The sequence below is a fragment of the Pseudomonas sp. SF2 genome (genome assembly GCF_036858055.1).
Classification (GTDB): Bacteria; Pseudomonadota; Gammaproteobacteria; order Pseudomonadales; family Pseudomonadaceae; genus Aquipseudomonas.
This window is the reverse complement of sequence record NZ_JAMBDI010000039.1, coordinates 159,328-180,518: the sequence shown is the minus strand read 5'-3', so window position 1 is coordinate 180,518 and position 21,191 is coordinate 159,328. Positions and strand designations below refer to the sequence as shown.

The following is a 21,191-nucleotide window of genomic DNA, read 5'->3' as shown; positions in this document are numbered from 1 at the left end:
GTCTTCGGCGAAGCGCTGGCCACCGGTGCGGTCGAAACCGTCTTCGGCGTAGGCAGCGGATTGGCTCTGGGTCGCTGCGAAGGTGTGGGCGTTGGTGCGGTTGAAGCCATCTTCGGCGAAGGCGCCAGTAGCGAAAACCGAGAGGGCCAGGGTGAGGATCAGTTTGTTTTTCATGGTCGTTGCTCCAGGGGTTTTTGGGGTTGTTTGTTTCTATGGGTTTAATCCTACGCCGATTAATTTGATTAAAAAGCGCAAATAATAGTGCTTAAAAATCGAGTAATTAGATATATGTTGGCGTGGATCCTGTGGCTCTGGCAGCGGTTCTGGCTCAGGATGTGCCTTCCCATAAGGCGACGTTCTGCCAGCCATTTCAGCTTGAGCGGGGGGAATTAATGGGGCGTTAAGGATGAAAGATCTTTCATTGAAGGCTGCTCAACGCATTTTTCATACATCACCAACCGATTTTTCAAATGCTGCTCAGCACCATCGCCGCACCTCAAACCGGAGCGGCACAACAATGAACAAACTCCCGCAAATCACCTTGGCCTTCTGGGTCATGAAGATCTGCGCTACCACCCTTGGCGAAACGGCAGGTGACTTGCTGTCGATGACCCTGAACATCGGCTATGCCCTTAGCTCGCTGCTGCTGATCAGCGTGTTCCTGCTGACCCTGCTCGGCCAGCTGTACTCGCGCCGCTACCACCCGATGCTGTACTGGCTGGTGATCCTCTCTACCAGTACTGCCGGCACCACCATGTCCGACTTCATGGACCGCACCCTGGGCCTGGGCTATGCCGCAGGTTCGGCCATCCTCATCGGCATCCTGCTGTTGACCTTCCTGGTATGGCGCCTGAGCGGCAACCCACTGGATGTCACCCGCATCAAGAACCGCACGGGCGAGCTGTTCTACTGGGTGGCGATCCTGTTTTCCAACACGCTGGGCACTGCTCTGGGCGACTACCTGGCCGATGACTCGGGGCTCGGGTTTGCCGGTGGTGCATTGCTGATCGGCAGTGCCATCGCCTTGGTGGTGCTGGCCCGCTACTGGACGCGCATCCCCGGCGTGGTGTTGTTCTGGGTTGCGTTCGTGCTCACCCGGCCGTTCGGCGCCACCTTGGGCGACTTCCTCACCAAGCCCCACGAGAAGGGCGGCCTGGACTTCGGCACGGTCGGCTCTTCGGCGGTATTGGGCGGGGTGTTGCTGGTGCTGGTGCTGATGGCCACCTGGTACCAGCGCCGTGAACCGCGTCAGGTGTTGGAGATGTCCTGAGCCTGCTTTCAGGTACTTATGAGCCGATTAATTGGGCTATTCGGCTCACATGGTGAGCCGAATAGGATTTCTAATCGGCTCGTCAGAGGGTTTTGGAGGTATGGCTTGATGTTTGCGGTGTTGCTGAAATCGAGCGCCGCCCGCGCGGCGCTCGATCTGATAGGCGCTGAACCGCTCACGACGAACGCCTGGCAACCCTGACATATCCTCAAACGCCCGATAAAAAAGGGGCGCCCCATGCACTGGAGCGCCCCTTTTCAGTATTGCCAGGCCAGCATCACTCAGTGGTAATTCGCGAGTGCTGCTTGGTGTCCTTCATGGTCGCGTACACCAGCAACGAGCAGGCGATGCAGGCGGTGACGTACCAGTAGAAGCCGCTCTCCATGCCCGCGCTCTTGAACCACAGGGCCACGTACTCGGCGGTGCCGCCGAAGATCGACACGGTCAGGGCGTACGGCAGGCCCACGCCGAGGGCGCGGATTTCGGTGGGGAACAGCTCGGCTTTGACCACGGCGTTGATCGAGGTGTAGCCACTGACGATGATCAGCGCCGCCATGATCAGGAAGAACGCGCCCCACCACGTCTGGATGGTGTGCAGGGTGCTGAGGATCGGTACGGTGAACAGGGTGCCGAGTACACCGAAGGCGATCAGGATCGGACGGCGACCGATCTTGTCGGACAGGCCGCCGATCACCGGCTGCAGGCACATGAACAGGAACAGCGTCGCGGCCGAGATGGTGGTCGAGTCGCTGATGCTCATGCCCACGGTGTTGACCAGGTACTTCTGCATGTAGGTGGTATAGGTGTAGAAGGCCAGGGTGCCGCCCATGGTCAGGCCGACCACGGTCATCAGCTCCTTGGGGTGGCGCAGCAGGGTGCGCATCAGGCTTTCCTTGGCCTTTTCCTTCTTGGTAAACGAGGCGGTTTCTTCCATGCCGCGACGCAGGTACAGGGCTACCACGGCGCACAGCGCACCGATCACGAACGGAACGCGCCAGCCCCAGGCATACAGCTGCTCGGTGGTCAGGGTCTGTTGCAGGACGATCAGTACCGCCAGGGCGATGAGCTGGCCGGAGATCAGGGTCACGTACTGGAAGCTGGAGAAGAAGCCACGGCGGTCCTTGCTGGCCATTTCGCTCAGGTAGGTAGCCGAGGTGCCGTATTCACCGCCCACCGACAGCCCCTGCATCAGGCGTGCGATGACCAGCAGGATTGGCGCGGCGACGCCGATGGTTTCGTAACCCGGGGTCAGGGCGATGACCAGCGAGCCGGCGCACATCAGCAGCACCGAAGCCATCAGTGCGGCCTTGCGGCCTTTGCGGTCGGCGTACAGGCCCATCAGCCAGCCACCGATCGGGCGCATGAGGAAGCCCACAGCGAAAATCGCGGCGGTATTGAGCAATTGTGCGGTGGAGTCGCCGGCCGGGAAGAAGGCCTTGGCGAAGTACAGCGAGAATGCGGCGTAGACGTACCAGTCGTACCATTCGACCATGTTGCCGATGGACCCGCTGAAGATCGACTTCAGGCGGCTGGCGGTGGTTTTTTCTGCGGCAGGCGCGGTGGCCGCCCCGGCGGGCAGGGAGGTGGCATTATCCATCAGGGATACCTTCTCGTTGTTTTTGTGGAGCGCGCCGTGGCGCAGCTTGCACAGGTGATTGCAGAAGGTGTGCCAAATGGGTGCATGGGGCTTCAAATGGGGGCGCTGTGCGCCCCTTCGCGGGCACGCCGGCTCCCACAGGTACCGCGTGGCGCCTGACGTGTCGCAGTTCTTTGTAGGAGCGGGCGTGCCCGCGAAGGGCTGCAACGCAGCCCCAAAAAATCTTGAAAATGAGCGGCTTTTTGCTTACTGGCTGAGCGCTATAGGCGGATTTTCGCTCATTCCCGCCCAATAAAATCCTCGCGTACCAAACCATGCCGCAGCATCTTTTCATTAAGCGTGCGCCGCGGCAGCTGCAAGGCCTCCATCACCGCCTTGATTTCGCCCCCATGCTGGCGCAGCGCCGCGCGCAGGCATTGCGCCTCGAACGCTTCCATCTGCTCGCCCAGCGACTGCCCGGCAGGCGCCACCTCGATGTTCGGCGAACCCAGCCCCAACGCATGGCGTTCCGCCGCATTGGCCAGTTCACGCACGTTGCCTGGCCAGTCATGCGACAGCAGCTGCGCCAGTTGTGCACCCGACAGCGGCGGGGCCGCACGGCCAAGCTTTTCGGCAGCGGCACGGGCAAAGTGCTCGAACAGCAGTGGAATGTCCTCACGCCGCTCACGCAATGGCGCCAGGCGTAACTCGGCCACGTTCAGGCGATAGGCAAGGTCTTCGCGGAAGCGCCCGGCGCGGGCTTCTTCGAGCAGGTCGGGCTTGGTCGCGGCAATGATGCGCAGGTCGACGCTGATGCTCTGGTTGGCCCCCAGGCGCTCCAGCTTCTGTTCCTGGATCACCCGCAGCAGCTTGGCCTGTTGGGCCAGTGGCATGCTTTCGATTTCGTCGAGGAACACTGTGCCACCGTTGGCGTACTCCAGCTTGCCGATGCGCTTGCCCTGAGCGCCGGTAAAGGCGCCGCTTTCATGGCCGAACAGCTCGGCCTCGAACAGCGACTCGGGGATGGCTGCACAGTTGAGGGCGACGAACGGCTTGCTGGCGCGCGGGCCAAAATCGTGCAGGCAGCGGGCCACGCGCTCCTTGCCACTGCCGGTTTCGCCACGGATCAGCACATTGACCGGCAGGCTGGCCAGGTCCAGCACTTGCCGACGCAGCTGTTGCAGGCCCTGGGACATGCCCAGTAGCGTGCCTTCCAGGCGTGACTTGAGGTCGGCCTGCTCGTGCAGCCGGCGGTTTTCCAGCACCAGCTGGCGCTTTTCCAGGGCCCGGCGCAGGCTGCCCAGCAGGTGCTGCGGGGTGAAGGGCTTTTCCAGGAAGTCATAGGCTCCGCTGCGCATGGCTTCCACCGCCATGGGCACATCGCCGTGGCCGGTCAGCAGGATCACCGGCAAGTCGGGGTCGTCTGCCTGCAGGCGTTCGAGCAATTGCAGGCCATCCATGCCCGGCATGCGCACATCGCTGATGATCACCCCGGGAAAGTGCCGCGGCAGGTGCGCCAGGCATTCCTCGGCGCGGGCGAACAGTTGCACGCTGAAGCCGGACAGGCTCAGCCATTGTTCGACCGCAGTGCGGATACTGGCTTCATCGTCGACGACGATCACTGAATTCAACATACAGGCTCCAGGTCACGGGGCAGGGTAAGGCTCAGGCGCGCACCGCCGGGCAGGTTTTCGGCCTGCAGTTGGCCACCGGCCTCATGGACGATACCGTAGGAAATGGCCAGGCCCAGCCCCAGGCCTTCGCCCACCGGCTTGGTGGTGAAGAACGGGTCGAAGACCTTGGCCAGGTCGGCCTCGGCGATGCCGCCACCCGAATCCAGCACGCTCAGGCGCCACAGTTCGCCGTCGGGCTCGATGCGGATTTCCAGGCGTTTGTAGCGCTTGTCGGCCATGGCGTCGAGGGCATTGCGCAGCAGGTTGATCAGCACCTGCTCCAGGCGAATGGCATCGCCGCGCACCCAGGCCGGGCGCGCCAGGTACAGGGCTACCTCCACTTCTTCACTGCGGATGCGCGCTTCCAGCAGGTGCAAGGCCTGGTCGACCACGGTGGCCAGGTCGAGGCGCTCGCGCAGGCCGACCGGGCTGTTGCGGGCGAAGGTTTTCAGGTGGCTGGTGAGCGCGGCCATGCGCGTGAGCATCTGCTCCAGCGGTTCCAGCGCCCGGCGTGCTTCGTCATGGCGGCCATGGTCGAGTAGCAGGCGCAGGGTTTCCAGCTGCATGCGCTGGGTGGTCAGCGGCTGGTTGATTTCATGGGCCATGGCTGCCGACATCTGCCCCAGCGCGGCCAGCTTGGCCGATTGCACCAGGCCTTCCTGGGCGGTGCGCAGCTCCCGGGTGCGCTCCTCGACCTGGCGCTTGAGCTCCTCCCGGCTGCGCTGGCGCAGGCGGGCCAGGCGCAGGCGCTGGCTGACGAACAGCGCAGCGAACACCAGGCTCAGCCATACGGCGGCGGCGCCGAGCGCGGCATTGCGGCCGTCGGCGGCGACCTGCGGCTTGCGCAGCAGGTGCAGCGTCCAGTTCTCGCCCTCCAGCGGCAGGCTTTCCCACAGGTACTCGGCATTGCCCTCCGGGCCTTGCACGCGGCTAAGGGTGCTATTGGCGGCAAAGCGCGTCAGCACCTGGTGCTGCAGCGGCACCAGCGGTTGCTTGTCGTACTGACGGGTTTCGGCCAGCTCGGCACGGTCGGCGCCACTGAGTGGCTGCAGCTCGCGGTAGCGCCAGCCGTCCTGGTTGGCGATGAAGGTGATGCCACGGGCATCGCTGACCAGCAGGATATCGCTGCCCTGGCGCCACTCGCGCTCCAGTTCGGGAAACTCCAGCTTCACCACCATGGCACCGAGGAAGCGGCCATGCTCGTCGTTCACCGCGCTGGCGAGGAAGTAGCCCGGCACGCCACTGGTCACGCCCACGGCGTAGAAGCGGCCACTGCCCTGGCTGCGGGCTTGCTTGAAATAGGGGCGGAAACCGTAGTTGGAGCCCACGTAGCTGCTGGGCAGTCGCCAGTTGCTGGCAGCGATGGCCAGGCCGGTGCGGTCGAGCAGTTCGAGGGTAGAGGAATTGGCCGCTCCGTTGATACGCTCAAGCTTGCGGTTCAGGGCGTCCTGCACCGGTTCGCTGACCGGGCCGCGCAGAGCGGCGATCAGTTCCGGGTCCAGCGCCAGCACGGCGGGCAGGGCGCGGTAGCGGTCGATCAGGGTGTGCAGGGCATTGGCGTACAGGCCCAACTGCTGGCTGGCACGCCGGGCGTCGTCTTCCATGGCCTGGCGCTTGGCCTGGTGCATGGCCCAGCCGGCGCTGAAGGCGGTGCCCAGCACGATCAGCAGGGTGATCAGCCCCAGACGCAGGGCGCGAACGGAAAAGGGCATGGGGCGGATCCGGATGAATGGGACATCAGGGCCGGCCTGTTCGCGGGTGAACCCGCTCCCACAGGTATCGCGCAGGCCATCTGCTTGCGGAGTACCTGTGGGAGCGGGTTTGCCCGCGAAGGGGCCGGTACAGGCAAAACCTGTCAGTTACAGCAGTTCAAAGCTCTGCTGCTGCACCGCCTGGGAATCCAGCCCTACCTGGACATTGAACTCCCCTGGCTCGGCAACCCGCTGCAGCTGGCCATTGTAGAACTTCAGGTCTTCCTCGCTGATGCGGAAGCTCAATGTGCGCGACTCGCCAGGCTTGAGCATCAGTTTCTGGAAGTTCTTCAGTTCCTTGACCGGGCGGCTCATGGACGCCGACACATCCTGCAAGTACAGCTGCACCACGGTTTCACCGTCACGCTTGCCGGTGTTCGTCACTGTTACCTTGGCCAACAGTGTGTCGCCACGCTTGAGGTTGTTGGTGGACAAGGTCAGGTCCGACAGCTCGAAGCTGCTGTAGCTCAGGCCATAGCCGAACGGGTACAGCGGGCCATTGGGCTCCTCGAAGTACTGCGAGGTGTAGTTGCCCGGCTTGCCCGGCGTGAAGGGGCGGCCAATACGGGTGTGGTTGTAGTACATCGGGATTTGCCCGACCGAACGGGGGAAGGTGATGGCCAGCTTGCCGGACGGGTTGTAATCGCCGAACAGCACGTCGGCGATCGCGTTGCCGCCTTCGGTACCGGCGAACCAGGTTTCGAGGATGGCGTCGGCTTGCTCGCGTTCCCAGGCAATCGACAGTGGGCGGCCGTTCATCAACACCAGCACCAGCGGCTTGCCGGTGGCCTTCAGGGCCTTGATCAGCTCACGCTGGCTGGCCGGGATTTCCAGGGTGGTGCGGCTCGACGACTCGTGAGACATGCCGCGGGATTCGCCGACCACTGCCACTACCACGTCGGACTGCTTCGCCGCCTTCACCGCTTCGTCGATCAGCACTGCAGGCGGACGCGGGTCGTCGACGATTTCCGGGGCATCGAAGTTGAGGAAGTTCAGGTAATCGAACATCGCCTTGTCGCCGGTGACGTTGGAACCTTTGGCGTAGACCAGCTTGGCCTTGCCCTCCACGGCACGGCGCAGGCCTTCGCGCACAGTCACCGAGTGCACCGGTTTGCCGTCGGCAGCCCAACTACCCATCATGTCGATCGGGGCGTCGGCCAGCGGGCCGACCAGGGCGATGGTGCCGGCCTTTTTCAGCGGCAGGGTCTGGTTGCGGTTTTCCAGCAGCACCAGGCTGCGGCGCGCCACGTCACGCGCGGCGTCGCGGTGCAGGCGGTCGTTGCCGTAGTAGTCCTTCAGGTCGGTTTCGGCCTTGCCGATGCGTACGTACGGGTCCTTGAACAGGCCCATGTCGTACTTGGCACCAAGCACTTCGCGCACCGCCTGGTCCAGCTCGCCCTGGGTAACTTCACCGGACTTCAGCAGGCCTGGCAGCTCTTCGCCGTACAGGGTGTCATTCATGCTCATGTCGATGCCGGCCTTGATCGCCAGCTTGGCGGCTTCGCGGCCGTCGCGGGCGACGCCATGGCGGATCAGTTCCTGGATGGCGCCGTGGTCGCTGATGGTCACGCCCTTGAAGCCCCACTCCTTGCGCAGCAGGTCATTCATCAGCCAGGTGTTGGAGGTGGCCGGCACGCCGTTGATCGAGTTCAACGCCACCATCACCCCGCCGGCACCCGCGTCGAGTGCGGCGCGGTAGGGCGGCAGGTAGTCGTTGTACATTTTCGGCAGGCTCATATCGACCGTGTTGTAGTCGCGCCCGCCTTCCACCGCGCCATACAGGGCGAAGTGCTTGACGATGGCCATGATGCTGTCGGGGTTGGCCGGGCTGCTGCCCTGGAACGAGCGGACCATCACCTGGCCGATCTTCGAGGTCAGGTAGGTGTCTTCACCGAAGCCTTCACTGGTGCGGCCCCAGCGCGGGTCGCGGGCGATATCGACCATCGGTGCGAAGGTCATGTCCAGGGCGTCGGCAGCAGCTTCGATGGCAGCGGTGCGGCCGACTTTGGCAACGGCGTCCATGTCCCAGGTCGCGGCCATGCCCAGACCGATCGGGAAAATGGTGCGCTCGCCGTGAACGGTGTCGTAGGCGAAGAACATCGGAATCTTCAGCCGGCTGCGCATCGCCGCGTCCTGCATGGGGCGGTTCTCGGGGGCCGTGCGTGAGTTGAAGGTACCGCCGATGCGCCCGGCGGCAATTTCCTCGCGGATCTTATCCTTGGGCATTTCCGGCCCGATGCTGATCAGGCGCAGCTGGCCGATCTTCTCGGCTTCGGTCATCTGGCTGATCAGATGGTCGATGAACGCCTGCTTGTCCTGCAGGGGCGGGGCGGAGGGGGCGGCGAGGGCCGCCTGACTGGCAAGGCCCATGGCCAGGCCCAGCAAAGACAGTTTCATCATCAATTCCGTTATGGGGCCTCTGCCGTATCCACGGTGATACGTGCGCGGCCGAGTTTTTCAGGCGGCTATTGTTGTACGATTTGCAGGCATTTCTTCCAGCGGCGGATTATGCCTGAATATGTCGCCTGCGGACGAAGCCCCGAATGCCGGGACAACAACAATAAGAACGCTCAAGAGACCGACGGCATGACCCCCCTCGACGAATACCATCAGCGCCAGATCGCTGAAGCCATTGCCCGTGCCGAGCGGCGCACCGATGCCGAACTGGTGACGGTGCTGGCCCGCCGTGCCGATGATTACGCCTATTGGCCTTTGTTCTGGGCCGCCGTGCTGGCGCTGGCCGTGCCGTGCCTGATGCACTGGCTGCTGGGCTGGCCCGGCGTGCGTGGCCTGCTGGTGGCCAATGTGCTGCTGTTCGTCGGCCTGTGCCTGCTGCTGCGCAACCCACGCCTGGCCGGCTGGCTGATCCCCCGGGCATTGCGCCGCTGGCGCGCTTCGCGCCTGGCCCGCCAACAGTTTCGCGAGCAGAACCTGCAGCGTACTGCTGGAGCCACGGGCGTACTGATTTTCGTCAGCGAGGCGGAGCGGCATGTGGAGATCCTGGTCGACCGGGGCATCGAGCACTACCTGGATGCCTCCGCCCGCGCGGCCATCGTCGCCCGCTTTGCCGAACAGGTACGCCAGGGCCGCACCTTGCAGGGGTTTGTCGAGTGCATCGAGGCGTGCGGCGAGCTGCTCAGCGAGCACGTGCCACCTACCCATGCGCGTAACGAGTTGCCCAACCGGCTGGTGATTCTCGATTGAGTCGGCGTCCGATGGCTTGATGCTTCCCCTGTGGGAGCGGGCAAGCCCGCTCCCACAGAATTGTACATAACTCATTGAATTAGCGGGGATTCTGTGGGAGCGGCTTTAGCCGCGAACACCGGCGCAGCCGGTGCCATGCACACAGGGTACGCGGGCCGCTTGCGAATTCAGCTCTCTACGCGACAGCGCAGCCCAAAGGACTGGGCGATCTCCCACAGGAAGTTAGCCACCCTGTAGAATGTGTGCATTGCGCCAAGCGCTCCCCGCTATCCGAGGCACCGTTTCTCCATGTCCGCCAGTTCTTCTGCCCCATCCGCGCCGGATGCGCGCACCCAGTTTCTCGACCTGCTGAAAGCCGCCTTGCATGGCAATACCTTGGTCAAACTGGTGCTGGCGCGCCATGTCGGTGCCGACCAGACCTTGCAACGGATCATCGCCAAGCCGTTGCAGGTCAAGGGCCAGCCGTGCCTGTCGCTGGTCTACCGCCACCAGACCCGCGACATCACCCGCAACCTGGCGCTGGACCAGGCCCAGGCGCTGGTCACCGAGCTGCTGCCGGACAGCTTCCGCAACGCGCACCTGTTCGACGCCGACGGTGAAGTGCAGCTGACCTTCAGCAAGAAGGGCAAGCCCATGCTCCAGCGCCACGGCGCACAGGCCCCGCGTGAAGCTGCCACCAGCAGTGGCCATGACCGCGAGAAGAAGCGCTACCTGGAGCTGTCACGGCCGTTCCTGCGTGACCTCGGCGTAACTGACGCACAAGGCGCGCTGATCCCGTCCATGTCGCGCAAGTGGAAGCAGATCAACAAGTTCATCGAAGTCTTCGACCACGCCCTGGCCAGCGCCCCGGTGCCGGTGGAGCAGGCGCTGCGGGTGGCCGACTTCGGCTCGGGCAAGGGCTACCTGACCTTTGCCATGCATGACTACCTGCGCAACAGCCTGGGCCGCGAAGCGCAGGTAACCGGCGTCGAGTTGCGCCAGGACATGGTCGACCTGTGCAACGCCGCCGCCTCGCGCCTGGAACACCCAGGCCTGGAATTCCAGTGTGGCGACGTGCGTAGCGTGGTGCCCGAGGCCATCGAGGTGATGATCGCCCTGCATGCCTGTGACATCGCCACCGACTACGCCATCCACACCGGCATCCGCTGCAACGCCGCGATCATCATGTGCTCGCCGTGCTGCCACAAGCAGATCCGCCCGCAACTGCACAGCCCGGGGTTGTTGCAACCGATGCTGCAGTACGGCCTGCACCTGGGCCAGCAGGCCGAGATGTTGACCGACAGCCTGCGCGCGCTGTACCTGGAAGCCTGCGGGTACGAGACCAAGGTGTTCGAGTTCATCTCGCTGGAGCACACCAACAAGAACAAGATGATTCTTGCGGTGAAGCGGCGCCAGGCAGGGGACAACGGGGCGTTGCTGGAGAAGATTGCCCAGCTCAAGGCGTTCTATGGGGTGCAGGAGCATTGCCTGGAAACGTTGTTGCGGGCGGATGGGTTGCTCTGATTGTTGCCACCGTTTGACCTGCTCACGCGTGCCTCTGTGGGAGCGGGCGTGCCCGCGAACACCGGCGAAGCCGGTGCCAGCCTCCGCGTTGTATTCTTCGCGGGCATGCCCGCTCCCACAGCGCTCCCAAAGGGCTTGGCGTACTCCTACAGGAATAGCGAAACGCCCATTCTTCCAATCAGAAAGATCAAGAGGATTAAAAAGAAGGTGCGGATAAACCGGCTTCCGTAACGTAATGCCAGGAAAGTACCCGTCAACGAACCTGCAACATTGCAGGCAGCCACCACACCACCGATTGTCCATAGCACATGGCCGGAGGGGATGAAGAAAAGCAGTGCCGCAGTAAATGTACCCAGGTTGACCAACTTTGCAGAGGCCGATGCGTTCAGGAAGTCGAAACCAAAATATTTGACGAAAATGAACAGCAGCAAGCTGCCACTGCCGGGTCCAAAGATACCATCGTAGAAGCCGATGGTGCCACCAAAGAAAATACCCAGTACGATTTCTTTCTTGCCGCATTGTATAGATGTATGGGTTTGCCCAAGGTCTTTCTTGATGAATGTATAAATTGCCATTGCTACCAGAACGACGAAGACAATGTACTCCATCAAGGCTTTGGGCGCCAGCGAGACGGAGTAGGCGCCCAGGAATGCAAAGACAAACGCAGAAAGTGCTGTCGGTAGCATCAGTCGCCATACGATCTTGATTCGTTTCGCATAGCTCAGGGTGGAGAAAATGTTACCCGCGAAAACAGCGACTTTGTTAGTGCCAAATACGGTGGCCAAACTGTGGTTTGGCAGTGCGTGAAGGAGGGCGGGGACTTGCACAAGCCCTCCGCCACCTACTGCTGCATCAATTAATCCGCCGCAAAAAGCGAAAAGGCCCAGAGTGATCAGAGCGTGCTCGAATTCCATGGGTGACACCAGGTTTATGAGTGGAGATCTATCGGCTTTTTGATACGGCAGTCAGGCGTGTGGCCGATCAAATCGGTCAGTTAATTTGGCTCAAGACCTCGCGAAGGTTATAAAACGCCTTGCCAACACGTTGGTTGTAATCAAGCATGATCGTCTGCAGTCGAACTGGGTCAAAGGTCAGTCCTGTAACCCGGCCATACGCTTGCGCAGCGGCCAAGGCATGCAGACCATGCTTGTTCTCGACTTCGCCGGAATGGCTGAGTACATAGCCTTTTGCGTTTCTTAGATCATTGGTATTTGAACCAAGTGACGGGTTGATAGCCAAAAGTTTATCTTCAATGTGTTGGGCGAGAAAATTGTACTCGCGTCCATTCCAGAGTTCAGATGCGATGGAGACCATCATGGCATTCATCATGGATTGCATATATTCGATAGAATTCATCGGAAGTTTATTCCCTGCTACGCCAACGCTGTAGAGGAAACCGGAGAAATCGTTACACTGCTTTACAGAGAATCGGTCTTGACTCCAGTCGGTTGCGCTGAAGGCGCCTGTCATGTTCGGGTACATTCCATCATGTCCCTCATGTCCTAAGCCGAAATCATCTTTTGCAACTTCGTGCATGTGGGCCATGACGATGCAATGACCACTTTGCTTCTCCAGCGGTAGGGATAGGGTGTCATTCGACAATCGCATGATGACCTTTGCGGAGACCAAGCTTGTCGTTTTATGTGTCTCATTCCATCCGTTGAAGAACTTTAAAACTCCTATGTCAGTATTTTTCTTTTCTAGAAAGAGTTGAAAGGCACTTTCGGTAAGGTGGTGAGAGTCCTGCGTGATGGGATGGTTGAGCACTTCGATCATTGCTTTTTGAATTGCAGGTATGTCCTCAATCTTGGCGAGTAGAGGTTTTCTTCTATGGTCTATGCTGAGTTGTCGTCCAGGTATTTTCAGGTTTTGCAAGTGGCTGGGTAATGATTCGATAAATTTATGTCCAAACTCCTGCATTGATATCGTGTTTTTGAAGAGACTTTTCCTGTTGTTTTTGGGCATGTGTACACCTATAAGCAAGCGAGTGAGTGGCCAATGTCGTACTGATGGATAAGGTGTGGAAGGTAGCTAATTTTGTGTTGAATATTATTGTTGTTATGGGTAGTGGTGGTAGGTCCTGATGGTTTTTCTAGGGTATTTAAAGTTCGGCACGAAGAGGCGTGAGCTTTTTGTTAGGGTAGAAAGATGCATGGATGACATTGAGTTTGTCCCTGTTTGGCCTTTGTTTTTTGAGGTCCATTTCGTGCAATAATGACATCACTGTTTTTTTGCTGAAGTCAACAGGTTTTTTAGGGTGTTTGTTTCTGGGGGTAGTTAAGTGCTGGTGGGCGGTGTTATTCCTACGGAAGTTTCTTTTAAAGCTGTAGGAAAGTTCTTTGTTCTTAAGTGGGTTGTGTTTTTGCATTCGTAGGTGCGATCACAGGCTTCGTTATCTTTTGGTTATGGAGCTTGAGTTTGTCTTGAACTCTCAGTTCTCTACCTGTAGTCGTATAGATGCATTCCTCGACCTCTTGAGAGCGATGGATTATTTCAACGCCCTGATCGGCATGCCCTGTGATCGTCAATGCAGCGCTGGCCCCCACAAGCTCCTGAGTCGCTCGACAAAGTGCTGCTTCTGGTTGACCACCGAAGCCTCGCTCAACGGCCGGATGGCAATCGACAGGTGCACCGGACGCGCGTTTGGTGAATAGCCAAACGGCTTCCATAACGCCAGGCTGGCGCCATTGCTTCTCAGCAGAGTGAGCCTTGGGCAAATGATTTATCAGCGGCTCTTGTGAAGCGCAGCACTCGGTAACACGTTATCCGGCACGGACGCATTTGCACCTTTCAGGGGCTCGGCTTCGCTGGCTGATGCTCCAGGCTGACGGGCCTGCCGATATTCGCTGGGCGTGCAGTTGCTGACCTGCTTGAAGGCGCGGGCGAAGTAGGACGGGTCCTTGAAACCTGCCTCATAGCCGATGCTGGTAATCGGCATCTGGCTGTTGACCAGCAGGTCCATGGCCAGGTTCATGCGCTTGCTCAGGATGTAATCCAGAAACCCCACGCCGTTGACCTCCTTGAACAGGCGGCTGAAGCGAGCGGTAGTCATTCCGCAGCGCTGCGCCAGGTCCTTTTGATCGATGCATTCGCGAAAATGCTGGTCGATGTACGGCATCACCTTGCTGAGCGCCTGGTGCTTGTGGTGTTCGCCAGTCAGGCGAATGCTGTCGGGCAGCGACGGCAGATGGTCGATCTGCTGCGAATTGCCCTGACTCTTGATAGTGCGGCGGACTTCGCAAAGCTGCTTCAGGACGCCGAGGTAGCGACTCATCTCGCTGGCTGTAAGCGGCAATACCAGATATTCCCAGACACGCGAACGCATGGCCCAGACGGCCAGTTCTTCGGAGTGCTGCACTGTGAGCATGGTGATCGGGATGGCAGGCGAGCTGCGTTTTACCTCAAGGAGCAGGTTGAGGTTCAGGGTGTCGGGACGATCGAAATGCATGCAGATCATGTCTGCCTGCTGACGTTCGGAATGCGCGACCGTCTTTGCCAGCTTGCAATCGCAGACATGACTGAACTGTGCCATCAAGGCTTCGGTGGAGCGATCACGTGTCAGATCGAACCACAACAACAGGGGCTTTTTGCCCGGGTTAGACATCATGACTTAACCTGCTCCTGAGGGTGTCCCTACGTGCTGCAGTATTGACAACATGCCATCAGCTCGCCGATTGATTTGGTTATTAGGCTAGCTAGTTTTTGTCTATTGCGTTCTATGTGTTGTCTAAAGCCCTGATGTTAGACGGGCTGCGGATTTTTGTTGGTGTTTGGCCAGAACGACCGCTTGTCGCCTTTGACTGAGTGGGCCGTACGCTTACGCTGAATCGAGTGCAAATGCGTTCGAAAGTGCTTCTCACATTATCCTTTCCCGCTTGTTTCCCTGGTGGCCTGTCACTTTTTTCGATGCTGGCAAATGGCCGCAAAAAAGTCCTAGCGATTCGCAAAAATCTCCTAACCACCACTGTCACCCTCTGACTAGGATTCCCAACAGGTAGTGCAAAACACCACTGCCTGGGAATAAAAATAATGTCCTTAGCGAGGTGAGCGAAATGAATATGCAAACTTTCAAGGCTTCGTTGATGAAGTTCGTCAAAGATGAAGATGGCCTGACCGTCGTGGAATATGCGGTAGCAGGTGGGTTGGTTGCCCTCGCCCTTATTACTGCGTTCACCAACTTGGGAACCGCGGTCAAGGGGAAAATCAACGGGCTGATCACTGCGCTTGGAGGCACCGCTGCCCCTTGAACTCATTCTTAACTAAGCCCCAAGGGGGATGCAGCAATGTCAGCAGAGTCTCTGTTCGCCATTGTCGTGCTGCTAGGGCTGCTGGGTATTGCGGTGGTCGGGGATCTTCGTAACCACCGCATTCCCAACTTTCTGGTCTTGCTGGGGTTGGGGTTGGGGTTGGCAGGCCAGGTTTATTCCGCAGAACTTACCGGGCTAGGTTATGGCGTACTGGGTATGTTTATCGGATTTGCCGTGTTTATTCCGATGTACGCGCTGGGGGGCATGGCAGCCGGCGACGTCAAACTTATGGCCATGGTCGGTAGTTTTCTTACACCGCCTGACGCACTTTCAGCAGCACTTTTTAGCCTGATCGCCGGTGGCGTGTGCGGGATGTTGATAGTGCTCCTGCGCGGACAGTTGAAACAGACGTTAGAACGCTACTGGTTGATCTTGACTGCGCAGGCCTATTTTGCGCCGAAGGCGGATGAGGTGGCAGGTAAACCGTTCCCTTATTCAGTCGCGATCCTGTCCGGAACCCTTGTCAGCCTTTATTGGCAACCGCTTGGCCTATAGCCTGGGAGGCTAACAATGTACGCACTCAGAGACAGTGGTGCCTGCGCCTGTGCCAAGGACGCAGTGCAGGGCCTGGCACCTCAGCCACGTACGGTTCGCGAGACTGGCCTGGCAGAAAGCTTTCTCGGTGATTTGTTGTGCAAGCACCTGCATGACGCCGGTACGCTGGACCTGTCGCGTCTGGTGGAGCGCCTGGCGCTGACCGGTGCGGTGGTGGAAGAAGTGCTGGCCTTTCTGCGCAAGGATGGCCGCGTCGAAGTACTGGGCCAGGTCGGTGTGCAAACGGGGGGGCAGGTGCTGCGCTACGGCTTGACCGAACGTGGTCGCGGTACCGCCCGTGATGCACTGGCGCGCAGCGGCTACATCGGCGCGGCGCCCTTCCCGGTAAGTGCCTACCGTGACCTGCTCAAGCTGCAGACCATTCACCATGGACGCATCACTACGCAGGACATGCATACGGCCTTCACCGGTGTCGTGCTTTCGGAGAGCATGCTCGATCAACTGGGCGTAGCGCTGAACTCCGGGCGCGCAATCATGATTTACGGCCCCGCAGGCACCGGCAAGACCTACGTCAGCAGCCGGTTGATTCGCCTGTTCGCCGAATACATCTGGGTCCCTCATGCCATAGAGATCAACGAGTCGGTCATCGAGGTGTATGACCCCCAGGTGCATCAGCGCCTGGAGGAAGAGAGCCAACCGAACAGCCTGTTGCTCAACGAAGGAATCGATCGCCGGCTGGTGCGATGTAAGCGCCCGGTCGTTATCACCGGCGGTGAACTGGGCATGGAGCAACTGGATGTCCGTTTCGATCCCATTACCCGTCAGTACCAGGCCTCCCTGCAGCTCAAGGCCAGCAATGGCCTGTTCATCATCGACGACATGGGGCGCCAGCGCATGGCCCCGGCCGAACTGCTCAACCGCTGGATCGTGCCGATGGAAGAGAAGCGCGACTTCCTCAACCTTGGCGGCGGGCGTCATTGCGAGCTGCCGTTCGATCTGGTGCTGGTGTTCTCCACCAACCTCAACCCGCTGGAGCTGGCTGACGAGGCTTTCTTGCGGCGCATTGGCTACAAGCTGCAGTTCAGCTACCTGAAAGTCGATGAGTACGAACGCATCTGGCGCCAGGAATGCGAACGCCTGGGCCTGGCTTACGATCCGTCGCTGTTGCGCTATGCGCTACAGACGCTGTACGAGGCCGAAGGCGTGCCGCTGGTGCCATGCCACCCTCGCGACCTGCTGAGCATGGCGCTCGACCGCCAGCGATACCAGGGCGGCGATGGTCCGCTGTCGCCGCAGGAGCTGGAATGGGCCTGGCACAGCTACTTCGTTCAGATCGACTTCCTCGGATAAGGAGTTGCAGACATGAGCGCCCGTACGCTTACCCTGATTGCTGTTTCCCTGACCCTGGGGCTTGGTGCCGCCTGGATGGCCAACAACTGGCTCAATGGGCGGCTCAACACCACCCCGGATGACAACATGAAGAACGTGGTGGTCGCCACGGTGGAGATCCCGTTCGGGCAGATGATCGAGGCCCAGCAGGTTGCCATCGTGCGCATGCCCAAGGATGCGGTACCTGATGATGCCTTCGACAGCAACGAAAAGGTGCTGGGCAAGATCGCCACCTTCGCCCTGCTGCGCGGCGATGTCCTGCGCAGCGCACGCCTGGCCGAGCACCTGGGTGGCAGTACCCTGGCTTCGTTGATCGCTCCTGACAAACGTGCCATTTCGGTGCGTGTCGATGACGTGGTCGGGGTGGGGGGCTTCCTCTTGCCGGGTAACCGGGTCGATGTACTGGCGACCAGGCAAAGCAATGGCAGCAGTAATGAAGCAGAGTCCACGACCATCCTCCAGGACTTGCGGGTGTTGGCCGTGGACCAGACCGCGGGGACGGACAAGACGCAACCGGTGGTGGTGCGTGCCGTGACCCTGGAAATGTCGGCCAAAGAGGCCGAGGTCCTGGTCAAGGCGCAATCGGAAGGGAGGTTGCAACTGGCCCTGCGCAACCCGCTGGACGCTCAGAAGCAGCCACCAGTCGTTGCCACTGTCGAGCCGGCCAAGGCCGCGCCGCCAGCCGCCAGGCCGCAACCAAAACCGGTGGTGAATCGCAGCAGTGGCGTTGGCGCGGTCACCATCATCCGCGGGACTGAAGTCGAGATAGCAAAAGCAAGGTTTTAAGGCAGCTGGCTTCCGAATAGCTAACCTTCGGCAGGAACAAGATCACCTCGCAGGGAGTAGTCAATGAATACTTTGCAGAGACTAGGGCTGTACCTGTTGTGTGGGCTGGGTACGCAGCTGCTGTTCGCTGGCGTGGCGCAGGCTGAAGGACCGGGGGCGGGATACAGCGCCATGCCGGCGGCCAATACCAACATGATCCAGGTACCCATCTACAAGTCGCGGACGATCAGCGCTCGTACACCGGTCAGGAAAATCTCGGTCGGCAACCCGGATATTGCCGACATCCTCATCACCAGCCCGACCCAGCTCTACCTGCTCGGCCGTTCTCTGGGCACTACCAACGTGTTGCTTTGGGACAGCAACAACCGCTTGATCGAGACCCTGGATGTGGAGGTCGTGCATGACCTCACCGGGCTCAAGACCAAACTGCACCAGCTGCTGCCCGAGGAAAACATCGAGGTGTTCAGTGCCCAGGGCGCGCTGGTGCTGCGTGGCCAGGTGCGCAGCGCTGCCGCCATGGACACGGCGATGAAGGTTGCCAAGACCTATGCCGCGCAAACCGCCAGCGTGGTGCAAGGCAAGGGTGAAGCTGCTGAGGCGACGCCGACCCAGTCGCTGGAGGTGATCAACCTGCTCAGTGTCGGTGGCAGCCAGCAGGTAATGCTGGAAGTCAAGGTGGCGGAGATGCAGCGCAGCCTGATCAAGAACCTCAACGTGCGCTTCAATGCCCTTGGCACCTCCGGCAACTGGAGCGGTGGCGGGTTCAACAATGGTCAAGGGCTGGGCCTGACTCCCGGTGGCGGGTCGATCCTTTCGCCTGGTTCGTTGATTGGTGGCGGCAAAGGGTTGTTCGCCCAGTTCCTGTCCGACGATTTCCTCTTCAACGTGGTGCTGGAGGCGTCCAAGGACAATGGTTCGGCCAAAGTGCTGGCTGAACCCACCCTCACCACGCTGACCGGCCAGCAGGCGGAGTTCATTTCAGGTGGCGAGTTCCCGGTGCCGATCACCGAGGATGACGGCATCACCGTCGAATACAAGGAATTCGGGGTCGGGGTGAAGTTCCTGCCGGTGGTGCTCGACTCCGGGCGCATCAACCTCAACCTGAATGTCTCGGTGAGCGAGCTTTCCAACGTCAACTCGCTGGTGCTGGACACGGGCCTGAGCAGTGTCCTGGGCGATGGTGTTACCCAGGTCATTCCGTCGCTGACCAAGCGCAGTGCCGAGTCCACGGTCGAACTTGGCAATGGCCAGACCATCGCCATTGCCGGCTTGATCAGTGAGAACACCCGCGATTTCGTCAGCCGTTTCCCAGGGCTGGGGGACCTGCCGATACTCGGGCACCTGTTCCGCAGCCAATCGTTCATCAACGGTGAAACCGAACTGGTGATCCTGGTGACGCCGCACCTCGCCAAGCCTGTGGATGCCAAGGCGGTGCGCCTGCCCACCGAGAAGTTCGTCGAGCCCAGTGACCTGGACTTCTACCTGCTCGGCAAGACCAAGGGCAGTGAGCCTGGGCGCGCGGTGCCCGTCAGCCTCGGGGTCAGCGGTGGCAACTTTGGCCATGATGTGAACTGATCGGAGAGAACCAGCATGAAAAGCATGATCGTGGGTTGCGCGCTTGTATCGGGGTTGTCCGGCTGCATGACGTATGACGAAGGGCGCGTTGGTCCGTTGGGCTACAGCGTCTACCAGACCACCTACCAGCAGATTGCCGACAAGCAAGTGGCCGCCAACCCAGGCACCGAACTGCCTGCCGCCGGCGCCGATGGGCCATTGCTGGAGAATGTGATCAATGGTTATCGGGGGGCGACTGGCGATGCGCAGCAGGTCGGTCAGCCGATCCAGATCCAAGTCACTGATTCAACTCGCTGATTGAGGGTGTGACCATGTCTCCTCGAGCTCAACGGATGTTCACCGCGCGGCCAGGCCAACAGCGGGGGGCAGTGACTGTCATGATCGTGATCGCTCTGGTAGCGATATTGATGATGGCAGCGTTGGTGCTCGACGGGGGCCACATGCTGTTGAACAAGACACGCTTGCAGAATGCTGTGGACGCTGCCGCCCTGAGTGGCGCAAAGACCCTGAGCCAGGTGATGGGCTCTGGCAATAGTGCCAGTACCGCGCGAGCCGCCGCGCTCTTCACCCTGAACGAAAATGCCAAGGCCGCAGGCAACAACGAACTGTTGACGGCAATAGGCGGCAACCCTGGAGCATTCGCCGTGGTGGAGCTGGCAGACAATGTCTATGGGCCTTTCTCCTTCCCGGGGCCGGTCAATGCCACTTATGTGCGGGTCTCGGTATCGAATTACTCACTGGCGGGTTTTTTCTGGAGCTTCGCCCAGTCAATCGGTACGGGAACCGTGGGGGCCAAGAGCGTGACGGCGATTGCCACCGCCGGGCCGAGCCCGACCAGCCCATGCGATCTTGCGCCGCTGCTGGTGTGTGGCAACCCGGCTCAATACAACCCGGATGCGGGCATGTTCTGGGGCTATCGTTTCGGTGACCTGGAGGTCTTGAAGTCAGCCGCCAAGAACAGTGACCCCATTGGCCCCGGCAATTTCCAGCTGCTCGATTTTGGCTCGGGCGGCAAGGAGGTTGGCGAACTCATGGCTGGCGGCGGCTCGGTTTGCCGCAATGTCGGGGAAAACGTCGACACCAAGCCAGGCAACACGGTGGGCCCTTCCGTTCAAGGTTTGAATACGCGCTTTGGCGACTACACAGGGTCGTTCAAGGGGACGGACTATCCGCCCGACCTGGTGACGACCTACGACAACCCGAAGATCAAGTACAACGACAGCACCACGCCGGCGCGACTGGAGCATCAGGGCCAACCTGTCACTTCGAGCAATGGCAACCTCTCTGCTGGCGGTACGTCGCTGTTCGATTATAACGATTATGCCGCTCAGAGCGCCGCATGTGTCGCCGGCGGGGGGACGGGGTGCCAGTCAAACGGAGTTTTCGAGCGGCGGATACTGAAGATCGTAGTGGGCAACTGCTCGGGCAAGAACGCGGGGGCATCCTCGATTCCGGTCCTCGGTTTCGGTTGCTTCTATGTAGTGCAGCCGGCCGATAATTCGGGCGGGAATTCGCAGATCTTCGGCCAGTTCGTCAAGCAATGCGAAGGCGACAACGTACCTGGGCCCACGCCGCAAGACGATTCCGGCCCGCAGATCATCCAGCTGTACAAAACCTTTCTCAACGGCAGTGGCACACCGAGCATCGACTCCTGAGGAACTG

General features: G+C 60.3%; 17 protein-coding genes and 2 pseudogenes. 10 read left to right on the top strand and 9 right to left on the bottom strand.

The annotated features are described in order from the left end of the window. Window positions 1-174, bottom strand: a pseudogene (locus M2S36_RS21085) (heme utilization protein); the annotation flags it as partial. A 343-nt stretch (window positions 175-517) separates the two neighbouring features. Between M2S36_RS21085 and M2S36_RS21080 the strand changes: the two are divergent. After that, window positions 518-1,270 carry a COG4705 family protein gene (locus tag M2S36_RS21080; RefSeq protein ID WP_233694151.1) on the top strand — a complete coding sequence of 251 codons (753 nt, stop codon included), beginning with the start codon at window positions 518-520 and terminating at the stop codon, window positions 1,268-1,270. Window positions 1,271-1,547: 277 nt separating this feature from the next. On the opposite strand, the gene M2S36_RS21075 is transcribed toward M2S36_RS21080, so the two are convergent. The 4 genes from M2S36_RS21075 to bglX all read right to left on the bottom strand — a co-directional run bounded on the left by M2S36_RS21075 (window position 1,548) and on the right by bglX (window position 8,670). Continuing rightward, window positions 1,548-2,867, bottom strand: coding sequence for an MFS transporter (locus M2S36_RS21075; protein WP_063913444.1), 1,320 nt, complete (start codon window positions 2,865-2,867; stop codon window positions 1,548-1,550). Window positions 2,868-3,145: 278 nt separating this feature from the next. Further along, the gene (locus M2S36_RS21070) at window positions 3,146-4,480 is read right to left on the bottom strand and encodes a sigma-54-dependent transcriptional regulator (protein WP_233687036.1); all 1,335 of its coding nucleotides are present in this window, start codon (window positions 4,478-4,480) and stop codon (window positions 3,146-3,148) included. Then, complete coding sequence (locus tag M2S36_RS21065; RefSeq protein ID WP_063913215.1) at window positions 4,474-6,231, bottom strand: sensor histidine kinase; 1,758 nt, start codon at window positions 6,229-6,231, stop codon at window positions 4,474-4,476. The genes M2S36_RS21070 and M2S36_RS21065 overlap by 7 nt, the downstream gene beginning before the upstream one ends. Before the next feature lie 147 nt (window positions 6,232-6,378). After that, window positions 6,379-8,670, bottom strand: coding sequence for a beta-glucosidase BglX (bglX, locus tag M2S36_RS21060; RefSeq protein WP_063913214.1), 2,292 nt, complete (start codon window positions 8,668-8,670; stop codon window positions 6,379-6,381). A gap of 186 nt (window positions 8,671-8,856) precedes the next feature. Between bglX and M2S36_RS21055 the strand changes: the two genes are divergently transcribed. Beyond that, the gene (locus M2S36_RS21055) at window positions 8,857-9,474 is read left to right on the top strand and encodes a TPM domain-containing protein (protein WP_207836673.1); all 618 of its coding nucleotides are present in this window, start codon (window positions 8,857-8,859) and stop codon (window positions 9,472-9,474) included. A 288-nt stretch (window positions 9,475-9,762) separates the two neighbouring features. Then, window positions 9,763-10,977 (top strand): class I SAM-dependent methyltransferase, encoded by a 1,215-nt coding sequence (locus M2S36_RS21050; RefSeq protein WP_207836649.1) that lies wholly within the window; start codon window positions 9,763-9,765, stop codon window positions 10,975-10,977. 146 nt (window positions 10,978-11,123) lie between these two features. Here the strand turns inward: M2S36_RS21050 and M2S36_RS21045 are convergent, their stop codons facing one another. The 4 genes and pseudogenes from M2S36_RS21045 to M2S36_RS21035 form a co-directional block, all read right to left on the bottom strand. Continuing rightward, window positions 11,124-11,891, bottom strand: coding sequence for a sulfite exporter TauE/SafE family protein (locus M2S36_RS21045; protein WP_207836647.1), 768 nt, complete (start codon window positions 11,889-11,891; stop codon window positions 11,124-11,126). Window positions 11,892-11,967: 76 nt separating this feature from the next. Further along, the gene (locus M2S36_RS21040) at window positions 11,968-12,942 is read right to left on the bottom strand and encodes a hypothetical protein (RefSeq protein ID WP_233687035.1); all 975 of its coding nucleotides are present in this window, start codon (window positions 12,940-12,942) and stop codon (window positions 11,968-11,970) included. 562 nt (window positions 12,943-13,504) lie between these two features. Continuing rightward, a pseudogene (locus M2S36_RS25165) lies at window positions 13,505-13,618 on the bottom strand (DUF4917 family protein); the annotation flags it as partial. Between the two features lie 84 nt (window positions 13,619-13,702). Then, window positions 13,703-14,584, bottom strand: coding sequence for a helix-turn-helix domain-containing protein (locus M2S36_RS21035; protein WP_207836638.1), 882 nt, complete (start codon window positions 14,582-14,584; stop codon window positions 13,703-13,705). 445 nt (window positions 14,585-15,029) lie between these two features. Here M2S36_RS21035 and M2S36_RS21030 point away from each other — a divergent pair, with 445 nt between their 5' ends. The 7 genes from M2S36_RS21030 (at window position 15,030) to M2S36_RS21000 (ending at window position 21,184) form a co-directional block, all read left to right on the top strand. Beyond that, the gene (locus tag M2S36_RS21030) at window positions 15,030-15,224 is read left to right on the top strand and encodes a Flp family type IVb pilin (protein ID WP_207836634.1); all 195 of its coding nucleotides are present in this window, start codon (window positions 15,030-15,032) and stop codon (window positions 15,222-15,224) included. 36 nt (window positions 15,225-15,260) lie between these two features. After that, window positions 15,261-15,779: an A24 family peptidase gene (locus tag M2S36_RS21025; protein WP_233687034.1), complete on the top strand. Its 519-nt coding sequence runs from the start codon at window positions 15,261-15,263 to the stop codon at window positions 15,777-15,779. A gap of 15 nt (window positions 15,780-15,794) precedes the next feature. Next, window positions 15,795-17,129: an AAA family ATPase gene (locus M2S36_RS21020; protein WP_207836622.1), complete on the top strand. Its 1,335-nt coding sequence runs from the start codon at window positions 15,795-15,797 to the stop codon at window positions 17,127-17,129. Window positions 17,130-17,141: 12 nt separating this feature from the next. Then, window positions 17,142-17,954 (top strand): Flp pilus assembly protein CpaB, encoded by an 813-nt coding sequence (cpaB, locus tag M2S36_RS21015; protein ID WP_063913207.1) that lies wholly within the window; start codon window positions 17,142-17,144, stop codon window positions 17,952-17,954. A 63-nt stretch (window positions 17,955-18,017) separates the two neighbouring features. Beyond that, complete coding sequence (locus tag M2S36_RS21010; RefSeq protein ID WP_233687033.1) at window positions 18,018-19,529, top strand: type II and III secretion system protein family protein; 1,512 nt, start codon at window positions 18,018-18,020, stop codon at window positions 19,527-19,529. A 15-nt stretch (window positions 19,530-19,544) separates the two neighbouring features. Beyond that, complete coding sequence (locus M2S36_RS21005; RefSeq protein ID WP_063913206.1) at window positions 19,545-19,826, top strand: hypothetical protein; 282 nt, start codon at window positions 19,545-19,547, stop codon at window positions 19,824-19,826. A gap of 14 nt (window positions 19,827-19,840) precedes the next feature. After that, window positions 19,841-21,184 carry a TadE/TadG family type IV pilus assembly protein gene (locus M2S36_RS21000; RefSeq protein WP_233687032.1) on the top strand — a complete coding sequence of 448 codons (1,344 nt, stop codon included), beginning with the start codon at window positions 19,841-19,843 and terminating at the stop codon, window positions 21,182-21,184. The last annotated feature ends 7 nt before the right edge of the window (window positions 21,185-21,191 follow it).